Annotated in this window: 10 protein-coding genes; 8 read left to right on the top strand and 2 right to left on the bottom strand. The window is 63.2% G+C overall.

Going from position 1 to position 12,937, the window contains the following annotated elements:
* The first annotated feature begins 15 nt into the window (after positions 1 to 15).
* The 5 genes from LB558_RS25430 (at position 16) to LB558_RS25410 (ending at position 6,122) form a co-directional block, all read left to right on the top strand.
* Positions 16 to 2,085 (top strand): bifunctional metallophosphatase/5'-nucleotidase, encoded by a 2,070-nt coding sequence (locus LB558_RS25430; RefSeq protein WP_224700080.1) that lies wholly within the window; start codon positions 16 to 18, stop codon positions 2,083 to 2,085.
* Positions 2,086 to 2,220: 135 nt separating this feature from the next.
* Positions 2,221 to 3,285, top strand: coding sequence for a ferrochelatase (gene hemH / locus LB558_RS25425; RefSeq protein WP_224700079.1), 1,065 nt, complete (start codon positions 2,221 to 2,223; stop codon positions 3,283 to 3,285).
* Between the two features lie 77 nt (positions 3,286 to 3,362).
* Positions 3,363 to 4,574, top strand: coding sequence for an NAD(P)/FAD-dependent oxidoreductase (locus LB558_RS25420; RefSeq protein WP_224700078.1), 1,212 nt, complete (start codon positions 3,363 to 3,365; stop codon positions 4,572 to 4,574).
* A gap of 121 nt (positions 4,575 to 4,695) precedes the next feature.
* Positions 4,696 to 5,646: an SPFH domain-containing protein gene (locus LB558_RS25415; RefSeq protein ID WP_127259978.1), complete on the top strand. Its 951-nt coding sequence runs from the start codon at positions 4,696 to 4,698 to the stop codon at positions 5,644 to 5,646.
* Between the two features lie 11 nt (positions 5,647 to 5,657).
* Positions 5,658 to 6,122, top strand: coding sequence for an NfeD family protein (locus LB558_RS25410; protein WP_023810067.1), 465 nt, complete (start codon positions 5,658 to 5,660; stop codon positions 6,120 to 6,122).
* 51 nt (positions 6,123 to 6,173) lie between these two features.
* On the opposite strand, the gene LB558_RS25405 is transcribed toward LB558_RS25410, so the two are convergent.
* Positions 6,174 to 7,175, bottom strand: a complete 1,002-nt coding sequence (locus LB558_RS25405) for a KpsF/GutQ family sugar-phosphate isomerase (protein ID WP_224700077.1) — start codon at positions 7,173 to 7,175, stop codon at positions 6,174 to 6,176.
* Positions 7,176 to 7,423: 248 nt separating this feature from the next.
* Here LB558_RS25405 and LB558_RS25400 point away from each other — a divergent pair, with 248 nt between their 5' ends.
* Complete coding sequence (locus LB558_RS25400) at positions 7,424 to 9,214, top strand: outer membrane beta-barrel protein (protein WP_224700076.1); 1,791 nt, start codon at positions 7,424 to 7,426, stop codon at positions 9,212 to 9,214.
* A 40-nt stretch (positions 9,215 to 9,254) separates the two neighbouring features.
* Here LB558_RS25400 and galU read toward each other — a convergent pair whose 3' ends face one another.
* Positions 9,255 to 10,160 carry a UTP--glucose-1-phosphate uridylyltransferase GalU gene (gene galU / locus LB558_RS25395; RefSeq protein WP_013529722.1) on the bottom strand — a complete coding sequence of 302 codons (906 nt, stop codon included), beginning with the start codon at positions 10,158 to 10,160 and terminating at the stop codon, positions 9,255 to 9,257.
* A gap of 209 nt (positions 10,161 to 10,369) precedes the next feature.
* Between galU and LB558_RS25390 the strand changes: the two genes are divergently transcribed.
* Together LB558_RS25390 and LB558_RS25385 are read left to right on the top strand one after the other, a co-directional pair.
* Positions 10,370 to 11,590, top strand: a complete 1,221-nt coding sequence (locus LB558_RS25390) for a lytic murein transglycosylase (protein WP_224700075.1) — start codon at positions 10,370 to 10,372, stop codon at positions 11,588 to 11,590.
* Positions 11,591 to 11,718: 128 nt separating this feature from the next.
* Entirely contained in the window at positions 11,719 to 12,933 is a 1,215-nt protein-coding gene (locus LB558_RS25385) for a DUF459 domain-containing protein (RefSeq protein WP_224700074.1), read from the top strand.
* Positions 12,934 to 12,937 lie beyond the last annotated feature (4 nt).

Raw genomic sequence — 12,937 nt, 5'->3', positions numbered from 1 at the left:
TTCCGGGAGACGAAGATGAAGAAGCTTGCCGCCATTGCAGCCCTGTCAGCCTCAGCACTCGGTCTGTCGGCCGGCGCGTCCTTTGCCGACTACACGCTGAACATCCTGCATATCAACGACTGGCACAGCCGCATCGAAGGCAACAACAAATATGAATCGACCTGCTCGGCGGACGAGGAAACCAAGGGCGAGTGCATCGGTGGCGCGGGCCGGCTGATCACCGCGATCGCCCAGGAGCGCAAGAAGCTGGAAGGCCAGAATGTGCTGCTGCTCAGCGCCGGCGACAATTTCCAGGGATCGCTGTTCTACACGACCTACAAGGGCAAGGTCGAAGGCGAATTCCTCAACGACATGAAGTTCGACGCGATGGCGCTCGGCAACCATGAATTCGACGACGGCGAAGTGGCCTTGGCGCAGTTCCTCGACATGATCAAGTTCCCGGTGCTCGGCGCCAATGTAAAGGCCAACGCGCAATCCAAGCTCGGCGACCGCGTCAAGCCGTCTGTTGTCGTCGAGGTCGGCGGCCAGAAGATCGGCATCATCGGCGCGATCACCAACGACACGCCGGATCTCGCTTCCCCCGGACCCAACGTCGCCATCGAGGACGACGTCAAGTCGATCACCGCCGAAGTCGAGAAGCTCAAGGGCGAAGGCGTCAACAAGATCATCGCCGTGACCCATATCGGCTACAGGCGCGAACGCGACGTCATTGCCAAGATCCCGGGCATCGATGTCGTCGTCGGCGGCCACAGCCATTCCCTGCTGTCGAACACCGATCCGAAGGCGGAAGGCCCCTACCCGACAATGGTCGACAATCCGGACGGCTACAAGGTGCCGGTGGTGCAGGCGGCGTCCTACTCGAAATATCTCGGCGAGTTCAAAGTGGTGTTCGACGACAATGGCGTCGTCAAATCGGCCAGCGGCGACCCGATCTATCTCGACAAGTCGATCACGCCCGACCCGGCCGTGCTCGCCCGCATCAAGGAGCTTGGCGCGCCGATCGAGGCACTGAAGAACAAGGAAGTGGCTGAGACCACGGACGTGATCGACGGCAGCCGCGAGAGCTGCCGCACCCGCGAATGCGCGATGGGCAATCTCGTCTCCGACGCCATCCTCGACCGCGTCAAGGGACAGGGCGTCGAGATCGTCATCTCCAATGGCGGCGGCCTGCGCGCCTCGATCGACAAGGGCACCGTCACCATGGGCGAGGTGCTGACCGTGCTGCCGTTCCAGAACACGCTGGCGACCTTCCAGATTTCGGGCAAGGATCTGGTGGCCGGCCTTGAGGGCGGCCTTAGCCAGGTCGAGGACGGCGCCGGGCGCTTCCCCCAGGTCGCCGGCCTGAAATATTCCTTCGACAAATCCGTTGCGCCCAATGCCGGCCGGGTCAAATCGGTGGAGGTCATGGAAGGCGGCGCCTGGAAGCCGATCAACCCGGACAAGGACTATCTGGTCGCCACCAACAATTATGTCCGCCAGGGCGGCGACGGCTACAAGGTCTTCGCCGACAAGGCCAAGAATGCCTACGACTACGGCCCCGGCCTCGAACAGGTGGTTGCCGACTATCTCGGCGCCCACCGGCCCTACACGCCGAAGCTCGATGGCCGCATCACCGAAATCGCGGCGACCGTCGCCGCGGCGCCCGCGGCCCCGGCAACCGATCCGGCCAAGCCAGCCGAAGCAGCGCCGGCCACCCCGGCGCCCGCACCGGCTGAAGCCGCCAAGCCTGCCGAAGCGGCACCTGCAATGCCTGAATTGCCGGCCAACTCGGGCGATATCGCCAACACACCACCGGCCATATCGACGGAAGGAGCACCTCCTCCGCCAGCGCCACCGGCTGTGCCGGCAACGGCCGAGCCAGCAAAGCCCGCTGAAGCAGCTCCCGCACCTGCAGAACCGGCAAAGCCTGCCGAGGCCGCACCGGCCGAAGCCAGCCATGTCATCGTTGCCGGCGATACCTATTGGGATCTGGCCAAGAAGGCCTATGGCGACGGCACCAAGTGGAAGGTCATTTCGGACGCCAACAAGGGCTATGAGCCGCGCCGGCTTCCGGTCGGCGCAACGCTGACCATCCCGCCGAAATAGCCTGGCTTACATGCCTGAATGACACCGCCCGCCCGAAAACCGGACGAGCGTCCTGTTTTCGGGCTAAGGTGCGGCCAGACGCTGCATTGAATGCGCGCGCAAGATGGTTAGGTTCGCGTCTCCCGGAGAACCTTTATGACGCTTTCCACTCCTGCCGAACCCAAGGCCGCAAAGGCGCTCGGCCCGTTGCCCGCTGGGCATCCGCCGGTCAAGGCTGGCAAGATCGGCGTCATGCTGGTCAATCTCGGCACGCCCGATGGCACCGATTTCAAGCCGATGTGGCGGTATCTCCGTGAATTCCTGTCCGATCCGCGTGTCATCGAGCTCAACAGGGCGATCTGGTATCCGATCCTGTATGGCCTTGTGCTCACCACGCGGCCCAAGAAGTCGGGCGCCAACTACGCCCGTATCTGGAACCGGGAGAAGAACGAGTCGCCCTTGCGCACCTACACCCGCGGCCAGGCCGAAAAGCTGGCCGAAGCGCTGCGCGACCTGCCTGATGTCATCGTCGACTGGGCGATGCGCTATGGCAACCCTTCAACCGCCAGCATTGCCCAGCGTCTGGTCGACCAGGGCTGCGACCGCATTCTTTCCTTTCCGCTCTATCCGCAATATTCGGCGACGACCACGGCAACCGCCAATGACCAGCTGTTTCGCGCGCTGATGAAGATGCGCCGCGCACCGGCCATCCGCAGCGTGCCGCCCTACTATGACGAGCCGGTCTATATCGAGGCGCTGGCGCGTTCGATCGAACGGCATCTGACGACGTTGGACTTCGAGCCGGAGGTGGTCATCACCTCCTATCACGGCATTCCAAAACCGTATTTCGAGAAGGGTGATCCCTATCACTGCCATTGCCAGAAGACGACGCGGCTGCTGCGCGAACGGCTCGGCTGGGATGACAGGAAACTGATCATCACCTTCCAGTCGCGCTTCGGCGCGCAGGAATGGCTGCAGCCCTATACGGACAAGACGGTCGAGAAACTGGCGCAGGACGGCGTGAAGTCGATCGCCATCGTCAATCCGGGCTTTTCCGTCGACTGCATCGAGACGCTGGACGAGATCGGCCGCGAGGCGGCCGAGACCTTCCACCATGCCGGGGGCAAGAATTTCGCCCATATCCCTTGCCTCAACGACAGCGCGGAAGGGATGGCGGTGATCGAGGCGATGGTGCGGCGCGAACTGTCTGGCTGGGTCTAGGAGAAATTCCAGGAAAAGTGTGGAAACGGTTTTCCGTCCGGAATTTCGTCAACCAGGCGCGCCCTCCGGAGAATGCGATGTCCCGCAAACTCGACCTCAGTAGTGGCCGGCCCGTCTGGTCAGCCTATCGGGCGCCCACAGTGCCGACGGACAGTCTGACCCGGGATGTCAAGACGGATGTGCTGGTCGTCGGCATGGGCATCAGCGGCGCCATGATGGCCGAGGCGCTGACGGCCGACGGCCATCAGGTGATCTGCATCGACCGGCGCGGCCCGCTGAAGGGCTCGACGGCCGCAACCACCGCACTGGTGGCATTCGAAATAGACCAGCCTCTCTCCACGCTCTCGAAGATGGTCGGCGGGGCCTCGACGCAGCAGGCCTGGCGGCGCTCGCGGCTCGCCGTCTCCAATCTCGGCGCCCGCATCGCCGAACTCGGCATCAATTGTGGCCTGAGCCGGACGCCGTCGCTCTATCTGGCCGGCACGATGCTTGGTCCGTCGGAACTGCGCGACGAGGCCGAGGCACGTCGGCTAGCCGGCATCGGCGCGACCTATCTCACGCCGGCGCCGCTGGCCGAGACATTCGGCATCGACCGCGGTGGCGCCATCCTCAGCCATGGCAACATCGCACTCGACCCACGCAAGCTGACGGCCGGGCTGCTGCTGAAATCCCTGGAGCGCAGGGCACGCTTCTACGCCCCCGTCGAAGCCACAATCATCGAGGACAGCGCCGACGAAGCGGTCGTCGCGACCAGGGATGGGCCTACCATCACCGCACGCCATGTTGTTCTTGCCACCGGCTACGAACTGGTCGACATCGTGCCGGCGACAGCCCACCGGATCATCTCGACATGGGCGCTCGCGACACGGCCGCAATCGCGAAATATCTGGCCGCAGGCGGCGTTCATCTGGGAAGCGTCGGACCCCTACCTCTATGTCAGGGCGACCGTTGACGGCCGGGTCGTTTGCGGCGGCGAGGACGAGGATTTTGTCGACGAAGCGCGGCGCGACGAACTGATCGCCGACAAGAGCACACGCATCGCCGAGAAGCTCGGCCTGATATTTCCGCATCTCGACACCAGGCCTGAATTTGCCTGGACCGGTTCTTTCGGCACCACGACCACCGGCCTGCCCTATATCGGCGCCATTCCCCGCCACCCTCGCATCCATGCGGTGATGGGCTACGGCGGCAACGGCATCACCTTCTCGCAGATCGCTTCCGAGATTGTCCCGGCTTCGATCAACGGGCTGGATGACAGGGATGCAAGGCTGTTTGCCTTCAACCGTTGAGTGCAAACCTATAAACAATCCATCATCACCTGATTGTAACGCATCTGAAACACACTTAAGTCTTTGGTGAAGTCGGCTGCGCGAGAATGGCTTGAGCGGCCTTCGTCTGAGGGAGAGCCAAATGGATTTCAGTGGTTTCGATATTGCGGTTGGTGCACTTGCCCTTCTGGTATTGGTGCTGCTGATCAAGGGCATCAGGACAATCCCGCAAGGCTACAACTATACGGTGGAGCGCTTTGGTCGTTACACCAAGACACTGAGCCCGGGTCTCAATTTCATTTACCCGTTCATCGACCGCATCGGCGCCAAGATGAACATGATGGAGCAGGTGCTTGACGTTCCGAGCCAGGAAATCATCACCCGCGACAACGCCATCGTCGGTGTCGACGGCATCGCTTTTTTCCAGATCCTCAACGCGGCGCAGGCCGCCTACCAGGTTTCCGGCCTGCAGAACGCCATCCTCAATTTGACGATGACCAACATCCGTACAGTCATGGGTTCGATGGACCTCGATGAACTCCTGTCGAACCGCGACGCCATCAACGAACGCCTGCTGCGCGTCGTCGATGAAGCAGCCCACCCGTGGGGCATCAAGATCACCCGCGTCGAGATCAAGGACATCAACCCGCCGGCCAACCTTATCGAATCGATGGGCCGGCAGATGACCGCGGAACGCAACAAGCGCGCGCAGATCCTTGCCGCCGAAGGCCTCAAGCAGTCGCAGATCCTCGAGGCCGAGGGCCGCAAGGAAGCCGCCTTCCGCGATGCCGAAGCGCGCGAACGTTCGGCAGAGGCGGAAGCCCGCGCCACCCAGGTGGTGTCGGAAGCGATCTCCAAAGGCGATGTGCAGGCGCTGAACTACTTCGTGGCGCTGAAATACACTGAAGCGCTTGGCAGGATCGGCACGGCCACCAACAGCAAAATCGTGCTGATGCCCTTCGAGGCGTCGTCTCTGATCGGCTCGCTCGGCGGCATCGGCGAGATCGCCAAGGAAGTCTTCCGCAGCGAGGGCACGACCGGCTCGCAAAGGCAGGCCGCGCGCCCACCGGTCGTTCGCCCAACCGACAACTGAGGTCGAAACCAATGATCGACCGCATCGTTTCCGAACTCGGCCCGTGGAACTGGATGGTTCTCGGTTTCGTCCTGCTGGTGATGGAAATCATCGCACCAGGTATCTTCATGCTGTGGATCGGCATCGCCGCGCTGATCATCGGCGCCGTGTCGCTGCTGATCTGGGACGCCGGCTTCTGGACCTGGCAGGTCCAGGTCCTCGCCTTCCTGGCGCTGTCGCTGGTCTCGGCCTATGTCGGCAAGAAGCTGGTCGGCAGCCGCAATGACCCGACCGACCAGCCGCTGCTCAACCGGCGCGGCGCGCAAATGGTCGGCAGGATGGCGACACTTGCCGAACCGATCCGGGATGGACGCGGCCGCATCAAGCTGGGCGATACGCTGTGGCGCGTCTCCGGGCCGGATTTGCCGGCCGGCACGCAAGTGCGCGTGACGGGTGCAGCCGATACGGATCTGGAACTGACCGTCGAGGCGGTCTGAACGAGCGCGCAGATTCAGGTCAGGCCGGCATCTCCCGGAGATCAGCACACCTTAGGCCGCTCCGATACGCAACAGGTCGTGCAGGTGGATGAGGCCGACTGGTTTCCGGCCCTCCACCACCATAAGGCTGGTGATGGCTGAATTGTTGATCGTCTGCAGCGCCGTTGCCACCAGCGTGTCCGGCGCAGCCGTCTTCGGTCCTCTTGTCATCACCTGATCCACCGTCATCGCCAGCAGATTGCTGCCGATGTGACGGCGGATGTCGCCATCGGTGATGATGCCGACCAGCGCACCGTCGACGTCGGTGATCGCGACGCAGCCAAACCCCTTGCGCGACAGCTCCAGGATCGCGTCCTGCATGCCGGTGCCCGCAACCACCAGCGGCAGCCTGTCGCCGACATGCATGATCTCGCGGATCTGCGTCAAGTTGGCGCCGAGTTGGCCTCCCGGGTGAAAGGTGCGGAAATGGTCCGGCGTGAAGCCGCGTGCCTCGAGCAGCGCGATCGCCAGTGCGTCGCCCATCACCAATTGCAGCAGCGTCGATGTCGTTGGCGCCAGGCCGTGCGGACAGGCCTCCGGAGCACGTGGCAAAAGCAGCACCACGTCCGCCGCCCGTGCCAGCGCCGATGTCTCTCCGGCGGTGATGGCGATCAGCGGAATGGAAAAGCGCCTGGAATAGGCGACGATGCCCATCAGTTCCTTGCTTTCGCCCGACCACGACATGGCGATGATGGCATCATCCCTGGCGATCATGCCGAGATCGCCGTGGTTGGCTTCGGCGGGATGGACAAAGAAAGCCGGCGTGCCGGTCGAGGCCAGCGTCGCCGCGATCTTCGAACCTATATGGCCGCTTTTGCCGACGCCGGTGACGATGAGCCGGCCTTCAATCCGAGAGATCGTCTCGACCGCCTGCGCGAAAGGCGCGGCCAATCCGTTCTCCAAGGCCTCGGCAAGGGCTGCAACCCCAGCCTGTTCGGTTGCCACCGTCCTGAGCGCCGAAGCGATCGAGGCTTGCCTGTCCGAAGGCTTCTTATCCAGGGATCCCGCATGCATGGCTGATGCGATTAGCGCTTTGCCGGCGCGCTGTCCAACAGAAATGGCCCCAGGCATGTCGCTCGAACGTGTGCGGTGGTTTCAGACGACGGCAGGCGCGAAAACAAAAAGCTTAACGCACGCGGCATGGATCCCTTTGGAGATCAGCTTCAGGCGGCTGACAGGCCGCTGCCTCAACCCTCCGTTAACCATCCCCATTTACGGTTCGGTAAGTATGGCGCGCGTGCGCCGCGCAAGCAGTGGTGGCGATGTTCGGGGTCCAGCCAGAAAATTCGACAGGACGTGGGGGCAAGGCGGTCTGCGCCTTGCTGCTGGCAACCAGCATGTTTGCCTTGCTGCGCCCAACGGCGCTCCATGCCCAGGAAACCGAACTGCGCGGCGAAGTTTCGGAATCGGCGATCCTGTCCGACCAGCAGCGCAAGGCGAGACAGCTGGCCCTGGCAGCGCAGGGTCAACAGCCGGCCAACGCCGCGCAGGACAATGCGCCGGCCCGCACCTACCTGCCGGCCAGCGCCGGTGCCGTGCCTGACGACGCCGACACTGGCGATGCCACCGCGACCGGCAGCCTCTTCGACCCGCCGGCAGCCACTGACGACACGTCCGCCGACACTGCGGCGCCGCCCAAGCCTCGCCGCCGCTCATCGACCGCCAGGCAGAATGCGGCTGACCAGGCCAAGGACAAGGCTGCCGACAAGTCGAAAAAGAAGAAGAAATCGACGGCCGACACCTCCGACATCACCGCTTCCACGACCGCCGCCACGACGAATGCTGCCGACGGTGAAGAGACAGACGAGGACACGGCCAACCGCCGCGCCCTCACCATCGACAGTGCCGACAAGCAGAAGCTCGACCCAGGCGCGGAGCGCACGGACGCCATCGAAGGCCAGAAAAAGAAGCCGGAGGATGATCCATTTGCCGCCACCGGCGTCAAATGGGGCTCCTTCGTTATCCGGCCGACGATCGAACAGGGCCTGACCGCCACCTCGAACGGCGATTCGAGCAGTGCCGGCACGTCGGCGCTGCTGTCCGAGACGGCGCTGCGCTTTTCCGCCGCCTCCGACTGGCGCGAGAACTCAGCCACGATCGACGGCTATGGCCTGTTTCGCGAGACCGTCTCGGGTTACCCGGTTCACGACGAACAAGGGCGCATCGAAGGCCAGCTCAATGTCGACCTCGACAATGAGTTGCGCGCCATCGCCAAGCTCGGCTATGAGGCCGTGCCGGAATCAGCATCATCGCCGGACGCCATTGCGGGCGTCAGCAAGCAGCCGCTGCGGCAGACCATCGATGGCAGCCTCGCCGTCGAAAAGCATCTCGGCAAGATGCAGTACACGTTGACCGGCGCGGTCTCGCACGACTTCTACGGCGACGCCAAGCTCTCGGACGGCACTTCGCTGTCGCAGAAGGATCAGGACTCCACGCTCTACACGGCGACGTTGCGCACCGGCTACGAGATCTCCCCTGCCCTCACCCCTTTCACCGAGATCGAGGTCGGCCGCCGGACCTATGACCAACGCATCGACAATGAAGGCTTCGAGCGCTCGTCAACGCGGCTCGGCGCCCGCGCTGGCCTTGCACTCGACATGGGTGAGAAGCTGTCAGGCGAATTCTCGGCCGGCTGGCTCAGGGAAGCGATCGACGACAAAAACCTTGATGCGATCTCGGGTGCCACCGTCAACGCCGACCTCAAATGGTCACCCGAGCGCGGCACCACGATCGGCCTGACCGGGCGGACCACCGTCGAGCCCACGACCACATCGGGCGAAAGCGGCGACATCCTCTATTCCGGTCGCCTGACCGGCGAACGCCAGATTCGCGCCAATCTCACCGCCAACGCGGCTCTGGGCCTCGACTGGCGTGATTACATCGGCATCGACGGCCATGACAGGGTGTTGAGCGCGGAGGCCGGACTGACCTGGTGGCTGAACCGCTACGCCGGCCTGACCACAAGAGTGAGGACCGAGAAGCTGACCAGCAATCTGCCTGGCCGGGACTACACCGCCAACAGCATCTTCCTCGGCGTGAAGGTGCAGCGCTGAACGGCCGCACCAACGACATCCGGCGGCTCGCTGGAATCTTTTAAAACGCAGCGCCGCGGCGCTCAGACGGCTTCAGCTCGTCGAGAAGCGTGCGGATGACGCCGGCCATGTTCTCGTTCATGTCGCTGCGCCACAGCGCGAAGGCGACATTGGCCTCGACAAAACCTTCCGGCGATCCGCAGTCGAACGTGCGGCCACGATAGTGGTAGCCGTAGAAAGGCTGCTGCTTTTCCAGCTTCAGCATGGCGTCGGTGAGCTGGATCTCGTTGCCGGCACCCTTTTCCTGACCTTCGAGGATCTTGAATATCTCCGGCTGCAGGATGTAGCGGCCGTTGATGTAGAGATTGGACGGCGCGGTGCCGGCCTTCGGCTTTTCCACCATCTCGGTGATGCGGAAACCGTGATGCGTGTCTTCGCCGCGGCCGACGATGCCGTATTTGTGGGTTTCGGCGGGATCGCATTCCTGCACCGCGATGATGTTGTTGCCGGTCTCCTCGTAGAGCTCGACCATTGCCTTGGTGCAGCTCTTCTCCGACTGCATGATCATGTCGGGCAACAAAAGCGCGAAGGGCTCGTCGCCGACGAGTTCGCGGGCGCACCAGACGGCGTGACCAAGTCCCATCGGCACCTGCTGGCGTGTGAAACTGGTCTGCCCCGGCGCCGGCTGCAGCCGTTGCAGGCGGGCGAGCTGGTCGTCCTTGCCGCGCTGGGCCAGCGTGTCATAGAGTTCGAACTGGATGTCGAAATGGTCCTCGATGACGGCCTTGTTGCGGCCGGTGACGAAGATGAAATGCTCGATGCCGGCCTCGCGCGCCTCATCCACCACATACTGGATCACCGGCCGGTCGACGACGGTCAGCATTTCCTTGGGGACAGCCTTGGTGGCCGGGAGAAACCGTGTGCCGAGACCAGCGACCGGGAAGACTGCCTTGCGAACTCTCTTCATGCTTTCAATTATCCGTTTGAGGGCCAGCTCCGCAATCCCCGTTCAAGACATTTTCACGCCGGAATTGGGGACTACTGGGCAACTGAGGGGGGACGTCCACCGGTAAAGCTTCGAAGCGTCTTTTCGTTCCCGGTGGCACCTATGGTAAACTAATTCCTAACCTGGTTCGGCGATGAATGGTCTTTCCTGAGACAGAGAAGGAGGAAAAGATGTCCGTTCGCAGTGCCGCAAAAAGATTCACCAGCGTCATCGCGGCAGCCGGCCTCTCGTTCGCTCTGCTGATGCCTGGCCCCGCTTTCGCCGATGCTGGTTTCCGGCAGTGGGTCGCCGGCTTCCGCGCCACCGCCGTGCAGAGCGGCGTTTCCGGCGCCCTCTACGACCAGGCCTTCAGGAACATCAGGGATATCGATCCGGTGGTGCTGGAAAAGGCGCGTACGCAGCCTGAATTCACGGCCCCTGCCTGGGACTATTTCGACAACCGCGTCCATGACCAGTCGGTCGCCGTCGGCCAGCAGATGGCCAGGAAATGGAAGCCGTGGCTGGATCGGATCGAGGCCAGGTTCGGCGTCAACCGCTATATCCTGCTGGCCATCTGGTCGATGGAGTCGAACTATGGCGAGATTCTCAAGCGCGACGACATCATGCGCAACGTCGTGCGCTCGCTGGCGACCTTGGCTTATGCCGATCCGAAGCGGGCGAAATTCGCCCGCACCCAGCTGGTCGCCGCGCTGAAGATCCTGCAGACCGGCGACATCGACGAAAGCCATCTGAGCGGATCCTGGGCCGGCGCCATGGGCCACACCCAGTTCATCCCGACCAGCTATCTGCACTATGCCGTCGACATGGACGGCAATGGCAAGCGCGACATCTGGAATTCGATCCCCGATGCGCTGGCGACATCGGCCAATTTGTTGAAGAAGAATGGCTGGCAGGCCGGCAAGACCTGGGGCTATGAGGTCGCCCTGCCGGCCGGCAAACTTCCTGGCGGTTCCAAGACGCTGTCGCAGTGGCAGGCGCTTGGCGTCGTCAGGGCCAATGGCAAGCCGTTCAAGAACGGCTCCGACAAAGCGACTTTGAAGGTGCCGGACGGCCGCAGCGGGCCGGCCTTTCTGATGATCAAGAATTTCACGGTCATCAAGGCCTACAATAACGCCGACAAATATGCGCTTGCCGTCGGCCTTCTTGCCGACGAAATCGCCGGCTCCAGCGGTCTCGTGCAGGACTGGAAGCGGCCTTTCACCAAGCTCACTTTCGAGGAAAGGCAGGAACTGCAGCAGCGGCTTTCCCAACATGGCCTTTATGACGGCAAGTTCGACGGCAAGATAGGCGACGGCTCGAAATCAGCCATCTTGGCCTTCCAGGCCAAGGCCGGCTTGACCCAGGACGGTTACCCGAGCATGGAAGTGCTGAAGTGGCTCCGGCAGAAATAGAGCCACCTGCGGTGCCGCGCGGCCTTTCGGCCGCGCAAAGGACGCTGTAGCAATCTGGTTGGCGCGGCATTTGCCGAGAAATCGATGCGGTTTTTCGGCAGGACCACGCCAAGGGATGGAGGAAACGATTGGCTTTGGCTGCGCGCATCGCAGGGCTTGTTCGTCGCATGCCGGTTCTCATTCTGGCCGTGATCGTGCTCGCCGTCGGCGTGGCTGGCGCCTTTCATGCGCCGGCCTTGGCGCAGGAGCAGCAAAACCGCGGCTGGTCGTTGCGCGACCTTCTGTTTCCGCGCCGCAGCGAGCGCATCGAGCCACCGCAGGACATCCAGAAGGCAAGGCCCAGGCCCAAGGCAAAAAAACCCCGCGCCCCTCGCCCGCCCGCGGAACCGGAAATCCCGGTGGTCGACAAGGCACCGGACGCCCGCACCGTCCTGGTGGTCGGCGACTTCATGGCGGCGGGCCTCGCCGAAGGCCTCGACACCGCCTTTGCCGAGAATACCGGCGTCAGGATTGTCGTTCGCAGCAATGGCTCGTCCGGCTTCGTACGCGATGATTTCTACAACTGGCCCGAACAGATCAAATCGCTGATCGAGACCGAAAAACCCGCCGCAGTGATCGTCATGCTGGGTTCCAACGACCGCCAGCAGATGAAGGTGGGTGACGAGCGCGAGCAGCCCCGCTCTGAAACCTGGACCAAGGAATATGAGCGCCGGACCGAGGCGTTCGGCAAAGCTATCGCCGAGGCAAAGGTACCCTTCCTATGGGTCGGCATGCCGGCATTCCGGGTGCCGAAGATGACCTCCGACATGCTGGCCTTCAACGACATCTATCATCAGGCCGCCGAAAGCCATGGCGGTGAATTCGTCGACGTCTGGGACGGCTTCGTCGATGAGAACGGTGCTTTCGTCACCAGCGGCCCCGACATCAACGGCCAGCCGGTGCGGCTGCGCGCCGATGACGGCATCAACGTCTCGAGGGCGGGCAAGCGCAAGCTCGCCTTCTATACCGAAAAACCGCTGCTGAAGATCCTCGGCCTGACCGCACCGGGAAGCGTGGTTACACCGTCCGCTCCGGCCGGCGCCCCTGTCGAGGCGCCGGCGCCGGCCGCGGCACCCATCGTCATCGACCGCACCGCGCCGATGCTGCTCAGCGATCCAGCCCTCGACGGCGGCTCCGAGCTGCTTGGCGCGGCCCCACCGGCGAAAGCAAATCTGGACCTGCCCGGTGAAAAGCTTGTGGTCGAGGGCAAGGCACCTATTGCCTCGCCAGGCCGCGCGGACGATTTCTCATGGCCGCCGAAAGCCGCAGCCGCGACCGACACCACGACCGCGATCAATCGCTAAAGAC

The organism is Mesorhizobium sp. CO1-1-8, from assembly GCF_020164875.1.
GTDB lineage: Bacteria > Pseudomonadota > Alphaproteobacteria > Rhizobiales > Rhizobiaceae > Mesorhizobium.
Note: the sequence above shows the minus strand (reverse complement) of the source record. Positions and strands in the feature narration are given on the sequence as shown.